This window comes from Leptolyngbya sp. NK1-12 (genome assembly GCF_032598965.1).
In the GTDB taxonomy this organism is placed as follows: Bacteria; Cyanobacteriota; Cyanobacteriia; order Elainellales; family Elainellaceae; genus Elainella.
This window is the reverse complement of record NZ_CP053586.1, coordinates 209700-230842: the sequence shown is the minus strand read 5'-3', so window position 1 is coordinate 230842 and position 21143 is coordinate 209700. Positions and strand designations below refer to the sequence as shown.

Below are 21143 nucleotides of genomic sequence, written 5' to 3'. Positions count from 1 at the left end.
TCGGTATGACGGTATCGCTCCGGATCACCCTGATTGCTGTTCACGCGATGGCCGTAACCAGATGGCCATTCACGCAATGGCCATAATCAGTAGCTGGGCACTTTCCCAGATTCGTGCTTAGATTGACGTATTCCTAAACCGCAGGCTGCATGGATCCTATTCCTCTTCCATCCCACATCCATTACGAACTCTTGCTGCAACTTTTGGAACGCCAGACCATGCATGCCATTGGTCGCAAATCACCCCAGCAAGAACAGTTGCATGAGCTAATCGTCACGTTGCGCAAAGCATTTACCCAGCAAAAGCAGCTAGAAGAGAGCTGTGAGCGGGCTAGTCTACCGGTCGATTACCGCTGGTCGCTGAATCAAGCCATAGCTGATCAAACAGCTCAAACGCCTTCTGCACCCGCTGCACCCAACAGTACTCCGTCTCAGCCCAGCCTCTAGCACTGCTCATTAAATCTTCACAACAAATTAATGGCACGGCTGATGAAAACCAGGCGAATGCTATAGACTGTTCATGCGATGAGCTGTCTGTTAGATTCGTTGAGCACTATTCGGAGGTTTGCACTCATTGGACCTGGCATCCGATCGTGAATTGGCTGGTGAATCGTTCCAGGGAGCACCGCTGGCTCCTGTTGATTTGACTGGCGATGGTGAAACCGAGCTGAGCCAAGCGAGCCAAACTGCTTCCAAGTCGGTGGACCTGACCGTGGCCGACTACCAAGCACTGCTAGATGAATTAGCCCAAGCGCAAGCCCTCGACCGAGAACGCTGCACTCGGATTCGGCATCTAGAACAAGCGCTGGACCAGGCCCTGATTTGCCTAGAAGAATTGCGCTCCCAGGTGCAACATCAGCAGCTTCTAGAAACCCAACTCGCGAATACCGAAGATTATGCCTCGGTGCAGCAACAGGCAATTGTGCGGCTAAAGCTCCAGATCGTGGAACAGCAGCAGGCCCTTGATGCCCAAATTCTGGAAACCCAACAGCGCGATCAGGCAATTCAGGAACTGCTAGCCACGATTGAGAATATGACTCAAGCCCAGCAGCGAGAGGTGGAACGGTTGCGGTCCCGCTTAGCGCAAGATCAGCTAGAGGTGCAGACGCATCGCAGCCGCTTGGGCAAACATCTGCAAGATTTACAATCAGCCTTGGAGTCACGGCAGCAGCGCGTTTCTGAACTAGAGGCCGAAACCTTAGCCGCCCGGACGCTCAGCAGCCGTCTGCAAGGCCAGTTGGAAATGGCGCAGCAGCAGATCAAGGAATTATCGACCCGCCTATCGCAAAACCGCTCGCACCTAGAGCAATTTGAAACCCAACTTGAATCAGCCTCTGGCAAACGGCTCAGTCCAGCCGCCCTCAGCGACGAGATCGACAAACAGCTCGCTCAGCATGCCCAATGGCAACAGCAGCAGCATGAGCTAGAAGCCGATCGCCATCACTTGCACATGCGAGTCCGTGAGCTGGAACAGCAGGTGGCGGAAATGCAAGAGCAGATTCTCCAGCAGGCACAGCAGGCCACCGAATATGAGACGGCAGTACAGTACTGGAAGGATCGCTACACCAGCATACACCGGCAGATTAGCCACTTGAAAGAGCTAGCCGAGCAGCTCCTACTCTATCCCATACCCGAATCCAATCCACTGTTAGTTGAACTGCTGACCACGCTACAAGTGCATTTACCCGGCGACCGGCCTGAATCGAAGCCAATTACGCCGCTGCCCCTACCGCGCCTCACTACCGTTGAGCTACCGGAGTTTCTGATGCGCCGCCGCGCTGCCCAGAACCCACCGACCCAAAAAACAGTCGCTCACAAAACGACCTCCAAATCCATGCCGATTGAGCCATTGCCGAATTTATCGAATTCTCACAGTTGACCAAACGGGCTGCCGAAAACTCTTCATCACCAAAAATTTATAGTTACAAGGAACGGTGTATCATTATTGGTTTGAATGTCAACCCCTACAGAGGCCCAATCTGCCCGTGCGGGGGCTGGATTGTGGCTAGACAATCACCCTATTGAAACAGCAGGACACAGCGATGGACGACAAATTGATGCTAATGATCCCCGGTCCCACCCCCGTACCGGAGCAGGTATTGCGAGCGCTTGCCAAACACCCAATCGGACACCGCAGCGGCGATTTTGCCAAAATTATGGCCGAGGTCACCGAAGGGCTGAAGTGGCTGCACCAGACGCAGAACGATGTGCTGATTTTAGCGTCGAGCGGTACTGGCGCGATGGAAGCTGGAATTATCAACTTCCTCAGTCCGGGCGATCGGGTCTTGGTTGGCTGCAACGGGAAATTTAGCGAACGGTGGGCACAGGTTTGCGATGTCTATGGTTTAGCCACCGAACGCATCACCGCCGAGTGGGGCAAACCGCTGGACCCAGAGCAGTTCCGCGCTGCCCTAGAAGCCGATACCGACAAGCAAATCAAAGCGGTAATTGTCACCCATAGCGAAACCTCTACCGGCGTCCTCAATGATTTGGAGACGATTAACCGCTATGTAAAAGCCCACGGACAGGCGCTGATTATGGTCGATGCTGTCACCAGCTTGGGCGCGACCAGTGTACCAATCGATGCCTGGGGCTTGGATGTGGTGGCCTCTGGTTCGCAAAAAGGCTTTATGCTGCCGCCCGGTTTGGGGTTCGTTGCCGTTAGCTCCAAAGCTTGGCAGGCTTACACTACGGCTAAATTGCCCCGCTTTTATCTAGACCTGGGCAAATACCGCAAGGAAGCTGCTAAAAACAGCCATCCGTTTACGCCACCAGTGAACATGTTCTTCGCGATGCAGGTGGCTCTCAAGATGATGCAGACTGAAGGCTTAGAAAATATCTTTGCTCGTCATCAACGGCACATGAATGCTACTCGTGCTGCGGTTAAGGCTCTAAACCTGCCGCTGTTTGCTGCTGATCACGCTTCTAGTCCGGCGATTACGGCTGTGGCTCCGGTTAGCGTCGATGCCGAACAAATTCGTTCGATTCTGCGCAAGCGGTTTGATATCGCGATGGCTGGCGGTCAAGACCAACTCAAGGGCAAAATTTTCCGCATTGGTCATTTAGGCTTCGTTAGCGATCGGGATATCCTCACTGCCATCAGTGCCCTAGAAGCAGCTCTGCAGGAACTGAATTACGAAGGCGCGAGCGTGGGAGCCGGTGTGGCAGCAGCAGCTAAGGTGCTGGCGAGTTAATTGTTTCTCAGTTTTTCAGTTTCTCAAAATTGACTTTGGCGCTTCTGTAGTGCGGGCATTTTGTAGTGCGGGCATCTCGCCCGCGAGCATATTCCATGCCTTGCATAGCCAGATTGGCAAACTATCTGCACTTTCATAACCCCATTATTTGCTTAACTTCTAGCCAGAATAAGGGGTCACTAAGGCTGGGCTGTCTCCAACCAATCGAAGATCCGGTCGAGCTGCTCTAGCGTGATCAAGCCATATTGCCAAAGAATCATCGGCAGCGGGCCAGGATCGTGTTCTCGATAGCGCAAAGCAATGGCAATCGAGGCAGACGACAGGGCCAAGTCTTCCTGTAGGAAGCGAATGAAACGCGAGTAAGTTGTGGGGGTCATTTCAAGTTCACCTCCGTTGTCAAGCCCTGAAATCATCTCCTTCCGACCATAGATACCAACTGCCTAAACCCTATGCGCTGCTATCCCTAGATCCAGGATGATAGGCAAACATCCCGGAAAACGCGGCTGCTTCTAACTCACTCCGCTGGCGAGATTCGGCAGCCCCCGGCCAAAGACCGGCACCCATACTAGCAATCAAACTTTTGCGGGCAAACAATTCACCCTTCACCACACCACATTTGTCAACACTCTGCTATCGAACTAGTGCGACTTGACTAATGCCACTGATGCCCTACTACTGCGTTGTGACTCGCTCTCCTCACTCTTGCACTGCTCACCGGCACAAGCTGAATAGCTTTTCAACTAGATAACTTGATTGCCAAGTTGATTGCCGAGAGCGAATGCCCAGTTAACCATCACAGCCAAACATCAATAGAACCACTAATGAAACGCAACTAAATCAGAGCTGAACGCGAATCCGAGTTAAGAATCAAGGATAGATGAAATCTCAGAAATCAGACTACACCTTTTGGGGGGATTCTCTACGATTCGTGGTACTCCCGTAAAAATACTGTATTTCTCATTCAAATGCAAGTTATCATTTTTACCTGTTTGGCGCTATAAATTTTTCTGATTGAAACTTGGAATCGGCTTGCTGCTGAAGTTTGACTGGGTTCAGCTTAACTAGAAGCAATTATTTTGAAGCAGATTCTAGCGAAACCATAAAACACAATAACTTTTATGACATGAGGCTTATTGCCCCAGGGTTATGCCCGCCGGTTGAGGCTCTCGCAAACGGCTCAACCAGGGCCAAAATCTACTAGTCTGTAGATCCATCCAATGATTTTTCAGCTTCTGCAATACCTACAGACACCTTGCTGATAGCGGCAATAAAATCCGGTTCGCCGAGCGGAATACTAGACTTCTAAATGTAAGTAGCGTAGAATCAATTCAGTTAAATTACTAAATCTCTGTCGGTTTACCGTATTTTTGGTTTGTGGTTACTGAAATCTACTTTTTTAGGCAGTTTCATCAGTGCTAAATCCCAGCTGTAGGTTTTGCTGATGCCTGTGTTCTAAACCTGTGCAGTTTATCCCTAAGGAGATGGATCGATGACCTCCCTCAAGCCTTATGATGTCGCCGTAAAGCTAAGCAGCCATAGCAACGACCAGAGGCTGACCTCAACGCGAATTCGAATTCGGATTCCGAAGCGCTATCAGCAAGAGCCAATCATTTCCAATTTGATCTCTCAGTACAGCCTGACAGTAAACATTGCCGCCGCCCTCCTAGGAGCCAATGCTAGAGAAGACGGCTGGTTTGATCTAGAGCTTCAAGGCACCGTACCGCAAATTCAGAGTGCGTTGCTGTACCTAAACGACCTAGATTTAGAAATCTGGTATGACTCCGAGCAGGATGACTGGTAAGACTGTAAAAGCTGTTGGGCTAAGGTGGCTGCCTGCTGGCGCAGTTCGGGCACGGCTGTGGTTTCCCAGAGGCGGCCCTTTTGCGTTGGCCCCAAGGTAAACAACCAGTTGGACATGCAACCACTTGCTTCAATCAATGCACCGTTGGCCGCAACCTCAAGTCCCAACCCAAGCGGATCGGATAAGACCAACCCAGTTTGAAGTAAGTCTGCAATCAAAGGATGGTGGAATCGATTATAGTTGCAGGTAGCTCCAGTACAGTTGACCACCGTACTAACTGTCAGGCAGTGTAGCTGATTGGTTGGACGAGCGCGAAAGTAGACCTCAACTGCCTCAGTCTGTTCACGATAATCCTGAATGCGTCCAGTCCAGAGCTGCAATTGTCCTATTTGGATGAGATGGTGAATTGTTTTGGCAACCTCAGGAGCAACCCGGTGGCGATGCACCTCCCAATAGGGTCGAACATGCCGCAGAAAACGCCGCCGCTCAATTAGAGATAACGACTGCCAAATGGTCTGAGTATAGGGGCGCAAACCATCGATCACTGCTCGCCAATCGCTACCTTGCTGCTGAGCTAGTTTGATTTCTTGTCGCAGCCACCGCAACAGAGACCGGGTTGTGTGAGGTCTGTTAGGTGGAGTAATGCAGTATGGCAGAGTTGGCTGATGGGTTTGCGGTAGAAGACCACGCCGAGAAATCACATGCATAGTGCTCCGAAAGCCTCGTTGATGCAGTGCTATCGCCCAATCCAGCATCGTTAGGCCAGAGCCAATCAGCAGCAGCGGCTGATCCAAATCTATCTGTTGCAATGCCTGATTCGACCAAGGATTTCTGATATAGCGCTGACTTTGATAAAAGTCTCGATTTGCAACCGCAGGATCCGCTGGCGGTAGGTTGCCCAGCGCCAACACGACCTGATGCACCGACAGCATGCGTCCACTCTTGAGATAAACCGTTGGCCCTTGGGAATGAGATTGAACGGCGGTAGCTTCATCTTGTAACCAGTCCAATTGCACTCCCCTCACCCGCTGCTGAGCTTCAGCCAGCACAGATGGAAGGAGTGATTGGATATAGTCGCCGTATAGCCGACGCGAAACGAACATACCGGCATGCACTGTTTCAGCAGCAGCCCAAGGAGATGGCACCTGCCGGCATCGCAGCCACTCCAAAAAATGATCTGGTTGGTCTGGAAAAGCGCTAATTTTGCCTGCGGGTACATTGAGCAAGTGACAGTCAAAGCCAGTGCTATAGGCAGTTCCTTGGCCTAGGGTGGCTCTTGGTTCAATTAGCTTGATCTGCAGCGGCTGGGTAGTATGCCGCAGTAGTTGGGTGGCAACCATAGCGCCACTAAACCCACCGCCGATGATGGCGATTGTTTGGGGAGAGGAAGTTGGCAGCATAGCGAATTACTGAAGCGGATAGGGCACAGAAATTGATTCGGCTATCCCCGATTGGGGGCAGTAGACGGTGATCTCCTGCAAAGGGCGGGCATAGACATGCAGCGTCACCAAGTTTTCGTTGGCAGTGTTGGCGAGCTGATGAATTTGATGGCGATCGACAACCGCCAGATCACCGGGTCCAAGATGCACTTCTTGAGTCAGCCGTGGGCGGTTTGTTGCCTCGGCAGCCGCAAAGCAGCGCGACGTGAGATGGCCTCGATATACCCGCGTCACGTTCAGCGAGTCCTGATGGTCGTGAATCGTACTCGCCTGCCCGGGCTGCCAACACAGAATCAGCATGTCAAACCGAGGCGTGCGGCAAAGCAGCCTGCGTTGGTACTGCTCAGGCCGAAAGCAAAGATGATGGCGAAACAAATCGTCCTTTAGCGCTAGCTGTGATACCCACGCTTGCAATTGGCTCAATTGCAGACGCTCGATTGGAATTCGCATCATTTCCACGATGAAATCGTCGATGGCGAACCGAGTTTTCAGTAAGTACATAGGCGATTAGATAAGGGCTTGAGAGAGGCAAAATCCGGCAGGCGGCTGTTTCAGACACCAAACAGCACTTAGCAAAATGCTTGACCAACCGGATTCTGAGAGTGCAATAGCCATTTGTTTCTGAATTGAATCTATTTTGCATTTCAATACATTTTGAATGCAAGTAGGATGCAATACCAAATGGTTTGTTTGAAGCGAGTTGTCTGATAATGGAAAAGGTGAGGCTGGCTCAAGTCGTGATTCAGTCTTGTTTGCGAGCCGTAATAAAGTTTTGATGAAGCCTTTGTGAAGTCTGGATAGACAAAAACAGGCTCTGATCAAATCGATCCAACTCAGGATGTCTGATTGCTTTTCCCTTGTGCGCTCAACCCCGGAAACCATGCCATCGAGCCTTAAACTTTCTGAAATCGATTTGGTGAGTTGGCTACGACAACGCCACTACCTGTTTCGTGACCTCGATCCAGAATGGCTAGCCGATCATCTGCTCGCTCAACCCTTGGCAACTGAAAAGCTCTACTCTAGCCGTCCGATCTACACCGCCTATCGAGCCAGTGAACCTCTGCAAGTTCTCTACCTGGTAATTAGCGGTGGCCCAGTGATTACACGCAGTTCGCCGCTGGACCGGATTATTGCCATTACCTACCCAGGTGCCTCCTTCGGCATGCGCAATCTACCGCTTGCCTACGGGTTGATTCGGCATGCCTTTCCTAGCCTGGTGGAGGCATACAAAACCACCGATGTCGTCAAAATTCCGGTCGAAACGGTACGCGCGCTCTACGAAGCCAGCGACCTGTTCCGATCTCGCTATGACCAGCTATTTGAACTGCGGGAGAAATTTGAATACCACTTGCTCAATTGCAGTACCTATCCACCTCAGGCTGTTGCGTCCTTACTGCGGGCATTAATCTATCAGGAGCGCAGCCTCGGCAACCAACCTGCTGCTGACGGCACCTACTGTTTCGATCTGCCGGTCGATATCATTGCTCGAACCTGCCAACTCAACCAGCGCACCGTTGAACAGGTCTTGAAGGGGATGCAGCAGGCGGGTTTGATTTCACTCCATCGTCCGAAGGATACCTCAGAAGATAGCTTGCATGTGCTCGATCCAGAAGGGTTGAAAGAAACCTACAGCGCTACGCGAGACAAGGTATCCTGGTGGCCGCTGAAGTAGACGTAGGGAGGGGTGGAGGGGTGGAGGGGAAGTACCGCCCTCTATCTCTAACGCTCTGTCTCCAGAAACCGAATTTTGATTTGATCGCCTGCCTTCAGACCAAGTTCTGCGGCTCGTCCGCCGCGCAGCTCGATCACCTGATTTACGCGTGTGCCGGGTCCATACGTGGGACAGGGCTGACTCGTGCAGGGAGGCACATTGGCAATTACGGCCTTCACCTCACCGTCGAGCAAAAACACCATATCCAGCGGTTGCGGTGTATTTTTCATCCAAAAGCTGGCAATTCGGGGTGGGTCCAGTGGAAACAGCATGCCGCGATCATCCGGTAAGGCAGGCCGATACATCAGGCCCTGAGCCTGCTGCTGAGGCGTTCGTGCCACTTCCAGCTGAATGATCTGACCGGCAATTTCTGCCTCGGCTGAGATGGGCAGCATTTGGGCTAAATCCTCCTGAACAGTGGGGTCCTGCGATAGTTCAATCGGGGAGGCAGCGGGATTGCCAGCGCGGGTTGCTGGAGTCACTGAGCAGCTCAGCAGCAACAGGCTGGCTCCAACACTCAGCCCAACCGATTGAATACGAGAAAAGCCTCTACGCATCATTTTCCAGCCCCGCTCCAGACCAGTTTGAAGTTTAGCTTTTGGATTGTAGCTTAAGTTGCTGAGAAGCAGGCATTCCGGTTTGCGCTCGACAAAGTTTCCCAGGGTTTTAAGGGGGTTTTAAGGAGCCGTATCAAAAGCTTGAGCCAGCAGGCGGACTTTCGGGATCGGGAGCAGACTGCCTATGCCTGTAGATCTGGCGTTGAAAATAATCCAGCAACGGCTGCTGGTCGATCGATACTACAGTGCCAAACCAGGTGTCTAAAACTTGCAAATCGGCCGGATTGCCATTGAGGACGCCTTGCATAAAGGTCAGCAGGCTTTCATCAACCGCTTGCTGCAAATCGGGCGTATTGCGCGGCATGGCACAAGCATATTCTTCTTCGGTATAGGGTTGGTCGGGGACAACTTCAAACGATTCCGCCTCCGGCAGGGTTTGCCGCATCGCTTCTAGCAAAATGCCGTCACTGGCAAGGGCATCGATTCGTCCCTGCTCTAGGGCAGCCAAACCAGCCGCTCGGTCCTCAAACTCGACAAATAGCGCAATCGGAAAGCGTTGGCGGACAAACTGTTGGTTTGTGGTGGCAGCAATGACACCAATGGTGAATTGATTTCCTAAGCGGCTAGCCGGATTAACGAGCAACTGGGTCCCCGTGATGAAGTACCCAAGCGAAAATTCTACATCCAGTGCTCGACTGCGTGTGGCGCTCACAGTACCGCAGACAATATCTACTGTACCTTCGGTCACCATCGACAGGCGGTTAGCACTCGTGACTGGTACCAGCTCCAACTCCACTGGCCGACGCAGCTGCTGCCGTAACTGAGCCTGGATGCGTTCTAACAAATCCACCGAGTATCCACTCCATTCGCCTGCTTGATTCCGATAGGCGAAGGGCAAAGCATCCGTGGGTACTCCGGCTACTAGTTTTCCAGTTCGAGCTACCTTTTCCAGGATGCTTGCTACTGAAGCGTCTGCTGGGACTTCTGCTGGGACTTCTGCTGGGACATTGGCAAGAAAGATGCTACCGCCGATCAGAATTAAGCTGGTCCATGAAAAGATTTTGAGCACCGTTCTCAGCCTAAGCTTCGCGCAGCACATAGCCAACGCCGCGAACAGTTTGAATCAGACGCTTTTCGCCTTCATCTTCAATCTTGAGCCGCAGGTAGCGAATATAGACTTCAATCACATTTGATTCGCCCATGAAGTCGTAGCCCCAGACATTCTCCAGAATTTGCTCACGGGTCAAGACTTCTCGCGGATGCTCCATCAGGTATTTCAGCAACTCAAATTCCTTCATTGTCAGATCAATCGTGCGTTCGTTGCGAATCGCTCGCCGCGTCGCCAGATCGAGCACCAGATCGCCAAACCGCAGTTGCTCATCGTTGCCGGTATCCGAATGCAGATATAGCCGCACCAGTTTGAGAAAGTCTTCACTGCGGTAGGGCTTGAGAAAATAATCATCTGCACCAGCCTGCAGGCAAGCCACCCGGTCATCCAACGAATCTCGTGCCATCAGCAGCAATACTGGCATGCGGGCACCGCTAGCTCGCAGGTGGCTGCACAGCGACAGCCCAGACTCACCCGCCAACATCCGGTCAATCACCACTAGGGAGGGTTGTAGGGTTTGGGCCTGCCGGAGGCCATCGATGGCATCGTAGACCACGGTCGTTTCGTAGCCTGATTCGCGCAGATCAGTACTGACATGCTGGGCTAAGCTCTCATCAGTCTCAATCACCAGCACGCGCGGACTAGCATCAAGGGGAGCAATACTCATGGTGATACTCACGCATATTAATTCTCAGTTCTAGCATGCCTAGCACTGAGTCGGGTCTAATTGGCAAATTAGCCGGCAACATCTGGGGTAGTTCACTGGGCAGTTCACTGGACAGTTCACCGGGATAGTTTACTATGGCAATTCAACCGAAGTGGGCTTGGCAACATGGGGCAACCCCCAGCCCAACTTTTCCCGCAGCACATGCAAAAACTCATTGGGCCGCAGCCGAATGAAGCGAGCCGCATAGGGGGACCGCAGCACCCGCACCCGGTCATCGGGCAGAATCGCGCAGCCCGCATTGCCATCTACAACCATCACCAAGGGATTGGAGTTAGCTGGAAAAATCGTCACTGGTTCAGTGTCGGCAAACACCAGCGCCCGCGACGCCAGCGAATGGGGACAAATGGGCACCAACTGCAAAACCGGCACGCCAGGAGCAATCACCGGCCCTCCAGCCGACAAGGAATAGGCCGTGGAACCGGTTGGTGTAGAGATAATAACTCCATCTGCGGCAATATCGACCGGCGTATGGGCACCCAGCTCAATCTCGAAATGGCACATGCTAGTCAACGGTTCCCGGTGCAGCACCATCTCGTTCAAACACAGGGCTTCCCAGACTAGCGCCTCATTGCGCCAGACCTGTACCGTCAGCATTGCCCGCTCTTCGACAACGTAATTATCCTGCATCAAAGCTTCGATTGCCTGGGGCAGATGGTTTAGATAAGTTTCGGTGAGAAACCCCATGTGGCCAGTATTTACGGTTAGGAGAGGGATACCGCAGGGGGCAACCTGACGAAAGGCGGCCAGCACCGTTCCGTCACCACCCAGGACGATGCCAAATGCCATATCTCGATCAAATCCGGGCGGCACCAGTTGGCTAATCGGCGTATGACAGATAGGACGATGGGGCTGAGAGTAGCCCAAAATGCCACCAACTCCGGTGGTGAGGCAAACATCCCAACCATAGCCCCTGAGCTTATCTGCGATCTCTTCCGCAGTTCGACGGGCGACAGGTTTAATGTCGTTGTAAATAATGCCAGCTTTGGGCACGCGCAGCATCCAGATCTTAGGTCCAAGAATCAACGGGTCAGCAGCCAGCCTTGCCGGCAACGCTTTTATCTAGATTAGGGGATTGCCCAGGCTTTGAACAGCATCCTTGGGGATTCTCTCGACGGTTTCGGCCTTGCTTCTATCAAGCCGCCCTTTGGCCTTAAACGCCAAAGCCAAAGTTTTTCTTAGAATCACCATCAAAAACAGTTAAGTTATTTGAACCCAATCTAATTTGTCGATGTCTTAATATTTTGTTACAAACAGAGACAGGATTAGCAAGAAAATCAACCAAACTAAATTGCGCTGATCCAGCGGCTGAAGTCTGCTCAATTTAGGTTCACGGTACGGATCGTTTCCCCCCAAAAAGCATCATGTTTAGCGGTTTTACAGGGTCAAAGAGCAACTCCAGCACTGATTTCGGCGAGCGGATGCTGAATGCAGTTGCTACCCAATCCATTCGGCACTTGTTCACAAGCAGCGAATTTGTGGATGTGGTGGTCCGCTGCTATCCCTCCAGCAAGCTGATGCAGGGCAGCATTGACAGTTTCAAAATGACCGGACGGCAACTTGTGATTCGCCGCCAGTTTGAAGTAGCCGAAATGTCGTTTGAAACCGATGCGGTGGCGATTGATTTCAGCACTCTAGTGCGAGGACAACTCCGCCTCAAGCAGCCAACGCAGGCGGTAGCCCAGATTATTTTGGTGGAAGATGCCATCAACCGCGCTTTTCAGGCCGAACTGGTACAAAAGCGCCTGCAAATGCTGGATCTACCACCCTTAACCAATCTCTCCGGCGGCGAACCCGTTTCCTTCCGCGATGTCCAGATCACCCTCCTGCCCGAAAATCGCGTTACGATCGCGGCCAAAACCGATCTACCCAACCGAAGCGATGTGCCGATTCATCTGGCGGCTACCCTGGAAATCGAAAAGCGGCGGCGGATTGTGTTTGCCAATCCCCAATTCGAGGCTGAAGCCATTTCCGATACAGCCCTGCGCGGCATTTCTGAACCGTTGACCATGGCTTTTGTGCAGGTGCTGAATGAGATGGTCGATCTGGACCGTTTCGACCTGGATGGCGTAACCATGCGCTTAAATCGCTTGGAAACCCACGACAAGCAGCTTCTGTTTAGTGGCTACGCCCAGATTGATCATTTTCCCAAAGGCAGTGCCTGATCCCTCTGATCCCCAAGATCTCCGATAGCGGTATGCTGATAGCTAATTGCGAGCTGATCACATTAATCTCACAGTAATCGAGGAGATCCATGCCAATTGGTAATCTGTTTGCTCTGGGTGGGGTGGTGATGTGGCCCCTGCTGGGGCTATCCATTCTGGCAATGGCGCTGATTCTAGAGCGAATTGTTTTCTGGTTTCAGGTGGTGCGTCGTCAAGAGCGAGTGGTGCGCGAGGTGCTGCTGCTGTATCGTCGCAATGCGGCAGCGGCTCTGCACAAGCTAGAAAAAAATATTCATTTTCCAATGGCTCGGATTTTTCTAGCAGCTTTGGAACTCGAACAGGCAACCCCCGAAGAATTCCGTCTGGCCCTGGAAAGTGCAGCTCAGGCCGAAATTCCTCTGCTAAAGCGATTTAATACCGTGTTTGAAACGGTGATTAGCGTCGCGCCACTGTTGGGGCTATTGGGTACCATTCTGGGCTTGATTAATTCGTTTTCTTCGCTGCGGATTGGCGACTTGGGCGGCACCTCTACAACCAACGTCTCGGCTGGAATTAGCGAGGCGCTGGTTTCTACCGCAACCGGATTGGTAGTGTCTATTTTTACGCTGCTGTTTGCCAACATGTTTCGGGGTCTGTATTTGCGGCAAATGGCGCTAATTCAGGAGTATGGCGGCCAGTTGGAATTAATTTACCGTCGTCACCACGAGCGAGGAGCTTCCTATGCGTCTCCCCAATGAGCCAGAACCGCCGTTTCAAATCAACATCGTGCCGATGATCGATGTGATCTTCGCGATTTTGACCTTCTTTATCATGTCTACCCTGTTCCTCACCCGTTCTGAGGGATTGCCGGTAAACTTACCAGAGGCGAGCCGTTCCGAAAAACAAGCCAGCAACCAACTCGTGGTCACGATCGATCAGAGCGGCAAACTAGCGCTGAATCGCCAGCCCATCCAGCTAGATGGCCTCATTGCTGAAGTGCAGTCCCGTGCCCTCACCGAACAGCAGCCCATTGTGGTGATCAATGCTGATGAAGCAGTGAGTCACGGCCAGGTGATTGCCGTTATGGATCGGCTGCGGGGGATCAAAGGCGTGCGACTCGCTATTGCGACTCAACGTCCTTAGCAGCCAAGCTTTTCAAGCTGCTGGAGAATCTGCTGATGGAAGGCTCCTACCGCCTGAAACTGCGCCAATCTGCCAGCATCGAGAATTGTGAAATCTATCTGCAAATACTCACTCGGACGATGCAGCAGCCTTTCTGCCCACTCGATGGCCACAATTCCCAGGGGATACTCACTGCCGCTCCAATAGGCTTCGACATACAGCTCATCCACTTCTTCTGATTGAAGGCGATACAGATCCAGGTGATACAGCGGTACTCGACCTTCCGGGTATTCACTAATCAGCGTAAAGGTGGGGCTGACAATCGGTTCAGCAATACCTAAGCCCTGTCCCAACCCCTGCACCAGGGTAGTCTTGCCGCTGCCCAAATCGCCATTCAGCAGCAGAACAATCCCCGCCGGGAGCCGTTGGCCTAATTCAAAACCGAACTGTCGCGTTGCTGGTTCATCTGCAAGCCTAATTTGTCCTACTGGTTTTGAATTTTGTTGTCCTGCCATCGTTGGTTTAATTAGCTGATGCAATTAGTTTGATGGTTGTTAGGATAACTCGCGAATCACACTTCTCTATCTGAAGCAGCATCTGAAGCAGCGAAAAATGCTCTCGGCCAGATGCCATAAAACTAAGCCATAAAACTAAAAAGGCACCTGCGGAGGTGCCCCAATCGGTAATTTCATCGTAAAAAGCCCGTAGCCAGTCAAACGAATACCAACTTCAAGCCTTCAAGTGAAACGTCTAGTTATCGTAAACGCGGCACTCGTCAGCTTCTGGGTTAGCATCGCAGTACTGCTGAAAGGCATTTTTTGGGGGTTCTTTTTCCCGCTGGTGAGATGCTTCAGCCTGAAGTTCTTCTACGGCATCCCAGGCAGCAGCACACTCAGGAGAGTTAGTACCGTTGACTTCACAGGCTTCACGGGCCTCTTGCCGTTCTTTTTCAATTTGTTCTTGGATATTGTTGCTCATGAGTTAGCAATTGTTAATGATTCTTAAAGTTTACCGGGTGGTCTGCTTCTAAAATAGCTTAAACTGCTTTCAAACCAAATCACCCTTATGGGTGTCTTGCTAGACATCACCCATACTTTAGTAATGCCTAAGGTTAGGTTCGATCAGCCAAAATTAAGTGGCTTTCTTAAGAATTGGCCCATCCTGCCGGAAAATCGCAGCTTACACCACTGTCTAAACTAATCCTAGCCTTTAATTTGGCGAAGACTTGTGAGCTACGATACTGAAACCTGGAAACGCCCATAGTAAGGCAGCTTTGTCTAAATGGATTGCCCGAAGCGCATCGATCTAGCCAGCCGAACCATAGCGAACACTCAAGGCTAGAGCGGATAGTCCTAATCTATTCCTTTAGTGATAATTAGTGATCTACCGCAACAAAGTGAATGTAAGGATTCATAATAAATTTTAAAGTAGCTATTGTTGCTGTTAAGTCACATTAGTTTTGATTTTTACACTCGGATTTTTGGACCTCGAGTATTTAGACCTCGAGTAATTGATGCGATGATCGGCGTAGGGATCCGATAGAACCTAGCCCTTGCCTAAAAATCTACGGAGGGAGAACAAATGGCAGAACCGATGTTGCAATCCATGCGGTGGGTTAGTGCCCTCTCGACCCGTGCTTCGTTAGAAGCAGCCGTGAAGGATGTGGTGGCTCAGGCCCAACAGAAAATCCAAACGCCCGATCTGGCCTTGGTGTTTATTTCATCCGCCTTTGCCAGTGAATATCCCCGCCTGATGCCGCTCTTGCAAGAGATGTTATCGGTTCCTGCTTGGATTGGCTGTAGCGGTGGCGGTGTAATTGGCATTGATGCAACGGGTCAGGCTCAGGAAATCGAAGGCAAAGCAGCCCTCAGCCTCACGCTGGCTCAGCTGCCCGATGTGAAGGTGCATCCCTTCCACCTTACGACTGAAGATTTACCCGATCTCGATAGCCCTCCCGAAGCTTGGATTGAGGTGATTGGCGTACCGGCTCAAGAGCAGCCGCAGTTTGTGCTGTTGGCGTCTCCCACCTCTGCAGGCGTTTCAGAATTGCTGCAAGGGTTAGACTTTGCCTATCCGGGTTCTGTGAAGGTAGGTGGCTTGGCAAGTGTGAATTCACTGTCGGGCAGCAGTGGTTTGTTTTGTAATCACGCTCATTACCAAGACGGAATTGTGGGGGTCGCCTTGAGTGGCAACATTGTGCTGGATACGATTGTGGCCCAGGGGTGCCGTCCAATTGGGCAGCCGTACCGAGTAGCCGCAGCAGAGCGCAATATCTTGACTCAGCTTGAAGAACAGGTGAGTGACGATACCGCTTGTGGCCTCACCCGTACACCTCTAGAAATCCTACAAGCGCTATTTCAAGATCTCGACCCTGCCGATCGTGCCCTGGCCCAACATTCATTATTTATTGGCGTGGCGCAGAGTGCCTTTAAACAGCAGCTTGAACAAGGTGATTTTCTGATTCGCAACTTGCTGGGAGTTGATCCGAGAACCGGAGCAATTGCGGTGGGTGATCGGATTCGTCCTGGTCAGCGGATCCAGTTTCATTTACGCGATGCAACCGCTTCGGCAGACGATCTCAGTACGCTGTTAGCCCGCTATCGAATTCATTGCACTAGCACGACTTCTCCGGTTGGAGCATTGCTTTTTTCCTGCATGGGGCGGGGCGAGAGTCTCTACGAGGAGCCTAACTTTGATTCCCAATTGTTCACACAGCATGTCGGTCAGATTCCCCTTAGCGGCTTTTTCTGTAATGGCGAAATTGGTCCAGTTGGCGGTACAACATTTCTACACGGCTACACCTCTGTGTTCGGCATCTGTCGGCCAGCAGAGTAAAGCAAAGTTTGAGCGTCTTCAACACTCAAAAACCACTGTTTCGCTGTCGGCGGGCTTCGTAGAGAATGAGGGCAGCGGCTATACCAACGTTTAAGGACTCCACCCCTGCAGCCAGGGGAATTTTGACGACGATGTCGGCAATCTCGGTGAGCTGAGGTGAGAGTCCGGCTCCTTCGTTGCCAAGCAGCACTACGGTAGGACGGGTAAAATCAACCTGCCAGTAGGTATGTGATGCGGTGGGCAAGGTCGCTACCAATTGAATGCCTTCGGCCTGTAGTTGGTGGAGATCGGTAGCTAGGTCGGGACTCACACGCATAGGCAGGCGAAACCACTGTCCTGCCGAAGCTCGCAACACTTTCGGATGGTCGAGGTCAACGCTGTCGTAGCTCAGCCATAGCCCATCGGCCCCTACCGCCGCGCTGGTGCGAATCACTGTCCCTAGATTGCCCGGATCTTGCAGCGTTTCTAAGGCAACACCGAGCTGGAGTGACTGGTGATTCAACGATTGCTCAACTCGTCGGGCAGTTGCAACGACACCATCTGGATTGACAGTTGTAGCAATGGCCTGCAACACCTCTGGACTCACCAGTTCGACGCGCTGGGCCTGTTGACTCACCTGCTGCCAAAGCAATGGATGGGCCGCTTGCCAGTCCGGGGTACAACACACTGTCTCTAGGGGATAGGCAACGGCACAGGCTTCTTGCAGCAAATGGGTGCCTTCTAACAGAAACAAAGCTTGCTCGCGTCGCTCTTTAGCCCGATGCAGCTTGCGTAGCTTTTTCACTAAGGGATTCTGCAGGCTGGTTAGCATGCTGTCTGCACGTTTGCCTACCTAGACTTTCTCACTAAACTTCACTAAACTTTCTCGACGCGGAACCGTTCCACCGAAGACAGCAGATCGCGAGCAACTCCTACCTGGTTCTGGAGGGAAGCAGATACTCGCTGCGCCTCTTGAGAGGTTTCTTGCGCCGTCAGCTCAACCGATTGCATCACTTGGGCTACTGTCCGCGAAGTTTCGGTCTGCTCGATTGTGTCCGCCGTAATTGACCGCACCAGCACATCGATACGATTCGAGACCTGAATAATGTCTTCTAGCGAACGTTTGGCTTGCTCAGCTAGGCGCGTTCCTTCGATTACCTGCTGAGTGCCTTCTTCCATCGCCGTCATCACCGAGCTAGTTTCGCTCTGGATCTGTAACACAATTTGCTCAATTTCCTTCGATGCTTTTGCAGCCCGGTCAGCCAACTGGCGCACCTCATCGGCCACAATCGCAAAACCGCGTCCGGCTTCTCCAGCTCTCGCGGCTTCAATACTGGCGTTCAAGGCTAACAGATTAGTCCGGGAGGCAATTTGGGAAATCAAGGCGACAATCTTAGAAATCTCCTGCGAGGATTCGGCCAAGCGCTTCACCTTGCGAGTCGTCTCGGCCACAGTTTCGCGGATTTCCAGAATTCCCGATACCGTGCGTTCTACAGCTTCACCGCCCTTCAAGGCCGTTGCGGACGCGGAGCGAGCCACTTCTTCCGCTTCTCGCGCACTTTCGGCTACCCGCTGGATCGAGTCGGTCATCACCTGAACCGAGTTCAAACTCACAGCCAACTCTTCAGCCTGACGCAAAGCATCCGAAGAGAGTGAACGGGCGAAAATTTCATTCTCTGTGGCGCTCTTAGTCACTTGGCGAGCAGCCAGCTTCACTTGCTGCACAATCTCGCGCAGGTTTTGAATTGTGAGGTTGAAGGAGTCTGCCACGGCACCCAGCACATCTGCCGTCACTTCGGCCTGCACGGTCAGATCACCACGGGCGGCACCTTCCACATCATCGAGCAAGCGAATCACCTGCCGCTGCAAATCTTCCTTGGCCTGTTCCTGCTCTTCGGCCTTGCGCTGGGCTTCGCTCGTGGTCGTCAAAATTACCCGCGCCATTTGGTTGAAGCCTGTGGCAAGTCGGCCAAACTCATCTTCGGAATAGACAGTGGCTCGTGCATTCAGATTACCTTGCGAGACCGCATCAAACTGAGCCTGCAAATCCGTTGCGGTGCGTTTGGCCTGCCGAGTCGCGATTCCGGTTAAAGCCAGCGCTGAACCGAAGCTGGCAATGCCCGCCGTCGCACTCATAGCCAGACGATTCATGGGAGGTACATTACTCGCCGTCAACATGCTAATTGCCGCCACAGCCAGCATCGAAACGGTGCCAGTAACACCGCCTACAATCCATTTTTTGGTGGAGAGGGGCGCATTCTCTAGTGGAGCGGTCCAGCCCTGCTCGACGGTAACATCTGGTTCTAGTCCCCGACTGTCAACCTGGGTGAAGGTGGGCAACGGCTCGCCGCCGCCAGCTAATGGAAAGGCATCGTCTTCGCGGATGATCGACTGATCGGCATCGCTAAAGTCAAAGCTAGAAGTAGTTGAGACCGAGGAAGTCGAACTAATGCTGGAGCCAATCGACGGACTGGTAAAGTCTACCGAATTGTCGGACAGGTCGAAATCAGGCAGGCTACCCAGGTCATCGAACTCGTCGAACTCATCGAGAAAGTCAACATTGCTACGGCGGCTGGTGGGGCTGTCTTCTAGAGACGGCTCCTCGCTGGTTGAGAAATCTTGAGCATCGGTGCCATCCAGACCGTAGCTGCTGTTGGCGACAAAGGTATGCTCGTCATCGTCGCTGTAAAAATTTGCGGCATAGCCGGATGAGGTGTCGGTAAAGGACTGGCTCGGGGTTTGATCGTCTAGCCCCATAAACAGCGTTTCGTCTTCTGAGGCGAGATTGAAATCCTGCGGCGGTGTTTGAGTCGCGTTGTAGTCTGTGTTGTAGTCTGCGTCGTAATTGGTTTCGTAGGATGGCGGTGCGGTAAAGGCTTCGTCTAGCGGATCGAGTTGGTCCAACGGATCCAAATCAGCCATCGGATCAGAGGCAGTACCAAGCGCAAATGGATTGTCGAATTCAGAACCAGATTGCTCTGCCGAGTCAAAAGCTTGGGGTGGAGCAAAAGGATTGCCCGAATCTAGCCCCAAGTCTTCCAACGCTTCAGTGCTATCTAGACTCAGGTCAGCAAAGTCGAAATCGTCTCCCAACTGATTCACGGAGCTAACCGTATTCTGCCACTCGTTTCCAGCCTGAGGCTCAGCGAATGGAGCCGCTTGCGAGTCCACTGTGCTGACGAAATCAGCATCGATGTCAGTAAACGACGAGTCGGCAAAGGCCGGATCATCGCCAAAAGCAGGATCAAACGCTGGATCGGTAAACGGACCCTCCTCAAGTTCGGTTTGGTCGAATTGGTTTTGATATTGGGGCTGAGCAAAGGGATTTTGATCTAGCTCGTCGGCTTCTAGGGCTAACTCATTCGGAGCAACGGCTGACTCCCCGAAAGCATCAAGTTGCTCAGGATCAAATTGATCGTCAAATTGGTCAAATTGACTGCCGAACTGGTTTTCAAATTGATGATCGAATTGCTCATCGAATTGATTCACCTCATCTTGATCAGCAAATTCGTTTAGGGCAAAGGCATCATCATTGGCATCACTATTGACATCACTATTGACATCACTATTGGCGGCTCCGGCTTCAGCCGGTTCTGCATTCAAGAACTCGTCCGCATCAGCCAAGCCCTTGTTGGCATAGTTGACGTATTCGGCATCCGTGGTCAGGCTGAGGACCGACTGGTACTGCTCTTTGGCAACATCGAAGCGCTGCAGACCATAGCCGTAGATGTGGCCTTTGAGCAGGCAGACATTTGGATCAGTTGGATGGTTTTCTGACAGCCGGTCAATAATAGTTGCAGCTTCCTCGTAGCTGCCAAGCATATACGCTCTTTCAGCTTGCTTGTACTCGTCTGCAAACTTAGTCGTTGATCCCATTTCCCTTTTTCTGCCCATACGAGTGCCCCAAGTTAAGCTTCAATGTTTACGCTGCCCATCGTGCCGACCGCAAAATTGCTACCTGATCCAGTAAACGGAGCGACTGGTTGTTCTCCTTTGCGAACCATTCTCCTCTCAAAAACGGGGCCATGCCGTCTGGAACATTAGTTGGCATCTGAATTTCATCGATATCTAACCAGTCCATGCCAACAATTCGCTCAACGGCCAGCCCCAACATCATGTCTTGATCTTCAACTGCAATCACCGAAATCTCTGCTCGATCAGTACTTAGAGAGGTAGCTCCACCCAAAAACTGGCCCAAATCAGCTACCCAAATCACTCGGCCTCGGATATTCAGCGTCCCTAGCAGTAGGGGGGAGACGTTGGGAATGGGAGTGATGCGATCAGGAGGAGCCGAGATCACTTCGCGGATGCCAGAAGCAGGCAGGGCAAATTCATCGCCGGAAGCCACAAAGAATCTCAGGTGCAGTTCGCCTTCTGGGCTTTCTAACTGCTGAAGCTCTGGAGCTTGGTCTTGGCCTCTACCTGCTAAAAAATCCGGACTTCCAATCATGCTCGACCTAACTCGCTACTGAAAATGACTTCCTACCACCTTTAACCTACCCTCAACAAAATATTTCGTATCATTCAGTT

The 21143-nt window shown here is 52.0% G+C and carries 21 protein-coding genes; 9 read left to right on the top strand and 12 right to left on the bottom strand.

Annotated elements, in window-relative coordinates; translation table 11 throughout:
* Window positions 1-149 precede the first annotated feature (149 nt).
* The 3 genes from HJG54_RS00630 to HJG54_RS00620 all read left to right on the top strand — a co-directional run bounded on the left by HJG54_RS00630 (window position 150) and on the right by HJG54_RS00620 (window position 3193).
* A complete protein-coding gene (locus HJG54_RS00630) occupies window positions 150-446 on the top strand; it encodes a DUF5340 domain-containing protein (protein ID WP_316432760.1) in 297 nt (98 codons plus the stop codon).
* Between the two features lie 118 nt (window positions 447-564).
* Window positions 565-1878 carry a hypothetical protein gene (locus HJG54_RS00625; protein ID WP_316432759.1) on the top strand — a complete coding sequence of 438 codons (1314 nt, stop codon included), beginning with the start codon at window positions 565-567 and terminating at the stop codon, window positions 1876-1878.
* A 163-nt stretch (window positions 1879-2041) separates the two neighbouring features.
* A complete protein-coding gene (locus HJG54_RS00620) occupies window positions 2042-3193 on the top strand; it encodes a pyridoxal-phosphate-dependent aminotransferase family protein (protein ID WP_316432758.1) in 1152 nt (383 codons plus the stop codon).
* Window positions 3194-3372: 179 nt separating this feature from the next.
* Here the strand turns inward: HJG54_RS00620 and HJG54_RS00615 are convergent, their stop codons facing one another.
* Window positions 3373-3570 carry a DUF2949 domain-containing protein gene (locus HJG54_RS00615; protein ID WP_036007722.1) on the bottom strand — a complete coding sequence of 66 codons (198 nt, stop codon included), beginning with the start codon at window positions 3568-3570 and terminating at the stop codon, window positions 3373-3375.
* A 1112-nt stretch (window positions 3571-4682) separates the two neighbouring features.
* Here HJG54_RS00615 and HJG54_RS00610 point away from each other — a divergent pair.
* Window positions 4683-4994: an NIL domain-containing protein gene (locus HJG54_RS00610; protein WP_051925104.1), complete on the top strand. Its 312-nt coding sequence runs from the start codon at window positions 4683-4685 to the stop codon at window positions 4992-4994.
* Here HJG54_RS00610 and HJG54_RS00605 read toward each other — a convergent pair.
* Together HJG54_RS00605 and HJG54_RS00600 are read right to left on the bottom strand one after the other, a co-directional pair.
* Window positions 4922-6394, bottom strand: coding sequence for an FAD/NAD(P)-binding protein (locus HJG54_RS00605; RefSeq protein WP_316432756.1), 1473 nt, complete (start codon window positions 6392-6394; stop codon window positions 4922-4924). The genes HJG54_RS00610 and HJG54_RS00605 overlap by 73 nt on opposite strands.
* 6 nt (window positions 6395-6400) lie before the next feature.
* A complete protein-coding gene (locus HJG54_RS00600; protein ID WP_316432755.1) occupies window positions 6401-6934 on the bottom strand; it encodes a cysteine dioxygenase in 534 nt (177 codons plus the stop codon).
* Between the two features lie 379 nt (window positions 6935-7313).
* On the opposite strand from HJG54_RS00600, the gene HJG54_RS00595 reads away from it, so the two are divergent.
* Window positions 7314-8105 carry a Crp/Fnr family transcriptional regulator gene (locus HJG54_RS00595; protein WP_316432754.1) on the top strand — a complete coding sequence of 264 codons (792 nt, stop codon included), beginning with the start codon at window positions 7314-7316 and terminating at the stop codon, window positions 8103-8105.
* A 47-nt stretch (window positions 8106-8152) separates the two neighbouring features.
* Here the strand turns inward: HJG54_RS00595 and HJG54_RS00590 are convergent, their stop codons facing one another.
* The 4 genes from HJG54_RS00590 to HJG54_RS00575 form a co-directional block, all read right to left on the bottom strand.
* The gene (locus HJG54_RS00590; RefSeq protein WP_316432753.1) at window positions 8153-8704 is read right to left on the bottom strand and encodes a DUF192 domain-containing protein; all 552 of its coding nucleotides are present in this window, start codon (window positions 8702-8704) and stop codon (window positions 8153-8155) included.
* Between the two features lie 130 nt (window positions 8705-8834).
* A complete protein-coding gene (locus tag HJG54_RS00585; RefSeq protein WP_316432751.1) occupies window positions 8835-9770 on the bottom strand; it encodes an amino acid ABC transporter substrate-binding protein in 936 nt (311 codons plus the stop codon).
* 10 nt (window positions 9771-9780) lie between these two features.
* Window positions 9781-10476, bottom strand: a complete 696-nt coding sequence (nblR, locus tag HJG54_RS00580; RefSeq protein WP_316432749.1) for a response regulator transcription factor NblR — start codon at window positions 10474-10476, stop codon at window positions 9781-9783.
* A 132-nt stretch (window positions 10477-10608) separates the two neighbouring features.
* Window positions 10609-11535: an NAD(+) kinase gene (locus HJG54_RS00575; protein ID WP_420717304.1), complete on the bottom strand. Its 927-nt coding sequence runs from the start codon at window positions 11533-11535 to the stop codon at window positions 10609-10611.
* Between the two features lie 362 nt (window positions 11536-11897).
* On the opposite strand from HJG54_RS00575, the gene HJG54_RS00570 reads away from it, so the two are divergent.
* The 3 genes from HJG54_RS00570 (at window position 11898) to HJG54_RS00560 (ending at window position 13820) form a co-directional block, all read left to right on the top strand.
* Window positions 11898-12698, top strand: coding sequence for a DUF2993 domain-containing protein (locus HJG54_RS00570; protein WP_316432748.1), 801 nt, complete (start codon window positions 11898-11900; stop codon window positions 12696-12698).
* An 89-nt stretch (window positions 12699-12787) separates the two neighbouring features.
* Entirely contained in the window at window positions 12788-13435 is a 648-nt protein-coding gene (locus tag HJG54_RS00565; RefSeq protein ID WP_036000723.1) for a MotA/TolQ/ExbB proton channel family protein, read from the top strand.
* Window positions 13419-13820, top strand: coding sequence for an ExbD/TolR family protein (locus HJG54_RS00560; protein ID WP_316432747.1), 402 nt, complete (start codon window positions 13419-13421; stop codon window positions 13818-13820). The genes HJG54_RS00565 and HJG54_RS00560 overlap by 17 nt, the downstream gene beginning before the upstream one ends.
* Here the strand turns inward: HJG54_RS00560 and tsaE are convergent.
* The gene (gene tsaE, locus HJG54_RS00555; RefSeq protein WP_316432746.1) at window positions 13817-14314 is read right to left on the bottom strand and encodes a tRNA (adenosine(37)-N6)-threonylcarbamoyltransferase complex ATPase subunit type 1 TsaE; all 498 of its coding nucleotides are present in this window, start codon (window positions 14312-14314) and stop codon (window positions 13817-13819) included. The two genes, HJG54_RS00560 and tsaE, sit on opposite strands and share 4 nt — an antisense overlap.
* Before the next feature lie 235 nt (window positions 14315-14549).
* Window positions 14550-14777 carry a Calvin cycle protein CP12 gene (locus HJG54_RS00550; RefSeq protein WP_036000717.1) on the bottom strand — a complete coding sequence of 76 codons (228 nt, stop codon included), beginning with the start codon at window positions 14775-14777 and terminating at the stop codon, window positions 14550-14552.
* Window positions 14778-15380: 603 nt separating this feature from the next.
* On the opposite strand from HJG54_RS00550, the gene HJG54_RS00545 reads away from it, so the two are divergent.
* The gene (locus HJG54_RS00545; protein WP_316432745.1) at window positions 15381-16634 is read left to right on the top strand and encodes an FIST N-terminal domain-containing protein; all 1254 of its coding nucleotides are present in this window, start codon (window positions 15381-15383) and stop codon (window positions 16632-16634) included.
* A 25-nt stretch (window positions 16635-16659) separates the two neighbouring features.
* Here the strand turns inward: HJG54_RS00545 and HJG54_RS00540 are convergent, their stop codons facing one another.
* The 3 genes from HJG54_RS00540 to HJG54_RS00530 are packed head-to-tail and all read right to left on the bottom strand — an operon-like array spanning window position 16660 to window position 21063.
* Window positions 16660-17445 (bottom strand): TrmH family RNA methyltransferase, encoded by a 786-nt coding sequence (locus HJG54_RS00540; protein WP_316432744.1) that lies wholly within the window; start codon window positions 17443-17445, stop codon window positions 16660-16662.
* 44 nt (window positions 17446-17489) lie between these two features.
* Window positions 17490-20489: a methyl-accepting chemotaxis protein gene (locus tag HJG54_RS00535; protein WP_316432742.1), complete on the bottom strand. Its 3000-nt coding sequence runs from the start codon at window positions 20487-20489 to the stop codon at window positions 17490-17492.
* A 46-nt stretch (window positions 20490-20535) separates the two neighbouring features.
* A complete protein-coding gene (locus tag HJG54_RS00530) occupies window positions 20536-21063 on the bottom strand; it encodes a chemotaxis protein CheW (RefSeq protein ID WP_036000703.1) in 528 nt (175 codons plus the stop codon).
* Window positions 21064-21143: the final 80 nt, after the last annotated feature.

What these genes read in the sequence shown, in the direction of transcription:
- HJG54_RS00630 (WP_316432760.1), top strand. Translation starts at nt 150, where the DNA reads ATGGATCCTATTCCTCTTCCATCCCACATCCATTACGAACTCTTGCTG.
- HJG54_RS00620 (WP_316432758.1), top strand. Translation starts at nt 2,042, where the DNA reads ATGGACGACAAATTGATGCTAATGATCCCCGGTCCCACCCCCGTACCG.
- HJG54_RS00615 (WP_036007722.1), bottom strand. Translation starts at nt 3,570, where the DNA reads ATGACCCCCACAACTTACTCGCGTTTCATTCGCTTCCTACAGGAAGAC.
- HJG54_RS00610 (WP_051925104.1), top strand. Translation starts at nt 4,683, where the DNA reads ATGACCTCCCTCAAGCCTTATGATGTCGCCGTAAAGCTAAGCAGCCAT.
- HJG54_RS00605 (WP_316432756.1), bottom strand. Translation starts at nt 6,394, where the DNA reads ATGCTGCCAACTTCCTCTCCCCAAACAATCGCCATCATCGGCGGTGGG.
- HJG54_RS00600 (WP_316432755.1), bottom strand. Translation starts at nt 6,934, where the DNA reads ATGTACTTACTGAAAACTCGGTTCGCCATCGACGATTTCATCGTGGAA.
- HJG54_RS00595 (WP_316432754.1), top strand. Translation starts at nt 7,314, where the DNA reads ATGCCATCGAGCCTTAAACTTTCTGAAATCGATTTGGTGAGTTGGCTA.
- HJG54_RS00590 (WP_316432753.1), bottom strand. Translation starts at nt 8,704, where the DNA reads ATGATGCGTAGAGGCTTTTCTCGTATTCAATCGGTTGGGCTGAGTGTT.
- nblR (WP_316432749.1), bottom strand. Translation starts at nt 10,476, where the DNA reads ATGAGTATTGCTCCCCTTGATGCTAGTCCGCGCGTGCTGGTGATTGAG.
- HJG54_RS00575 (WP_420717304.1), bottom strand. Translation starts at nt 11,535, where the DNA reads ATGCTGCGCGTGCCCAAAGCTGGCATTATTTACAACGACATTAAACCT.
- HJG54_RS00570 (WP_316432748.1), top strand. Translation starts at nt 11,898, where the DNA reads ATGTTTAGCGGTTTTACAGGGTCAAAGAGCAACTCCAGCACTGATTTC.
- HJG54_RS00565 (WP_036000723.1), top strand. Translation starts at nt 12,788, where the DNA reads ATGCCAATTGGTAATCTGTTTGCTCTGGGTGGGGTGGTGATGTGGCCC.
- HJG54_RS00560 (WP_316432747.1), top strand. Translation starts at nt 13,419, where the DNA reads ATGCGTCTCCCCAATGAGCCAGAACCGCCGTTTCAAATCAACATCGTG.
- tsaE (WP_316432746.1), bottom strand. Translation starts at nt 14,314, where the DNA reads ATGGCAGGACAACAAAATTCAAAACCAGTAGGACAAATTAGGCTTGCA.
- HJG54_RS00550 (WP_036000717.1), bottom strand. Translation starts at nt 14,777, where the DNA reads ATGAGCAACAATATCCAAGAACAAATTGAAAAAGAACGGCAAGAGGCC.
- HJG54_RS00545 (WP_316432745.1), top strand. Translation starts at nt 15,381, where the DNA reads ATGGCAGAACCGATGTTGCAATCCATGCGGTGGGTTAGTGCCCTCTCG.
- HJG54_RS00540 (WP_316432744.1), bottom strand. Translation starts at nt 17,445, where the DNA reads ATGCTAACCAGCCTGCAGAATCCCTTAGTGAAAAAGCTACGCAAGCTG.
- HJG54_RS00535 (WP_316432742.1), bottom strand. Translation starts at nt 20,489, where the DNA reads ATGGGATCAACGACTAAGTTTGCAGACGAGTACAAGCAAGCTGAAAGA.
- HJG54_RS00530 (WP_036000703.1), bottom strand. Translation starts at nt 21,063, where the DNA reads ATGATTGGAAGTCCGGATTTTTTAGCAGGTAGAGGCCAAGACCAAGCT.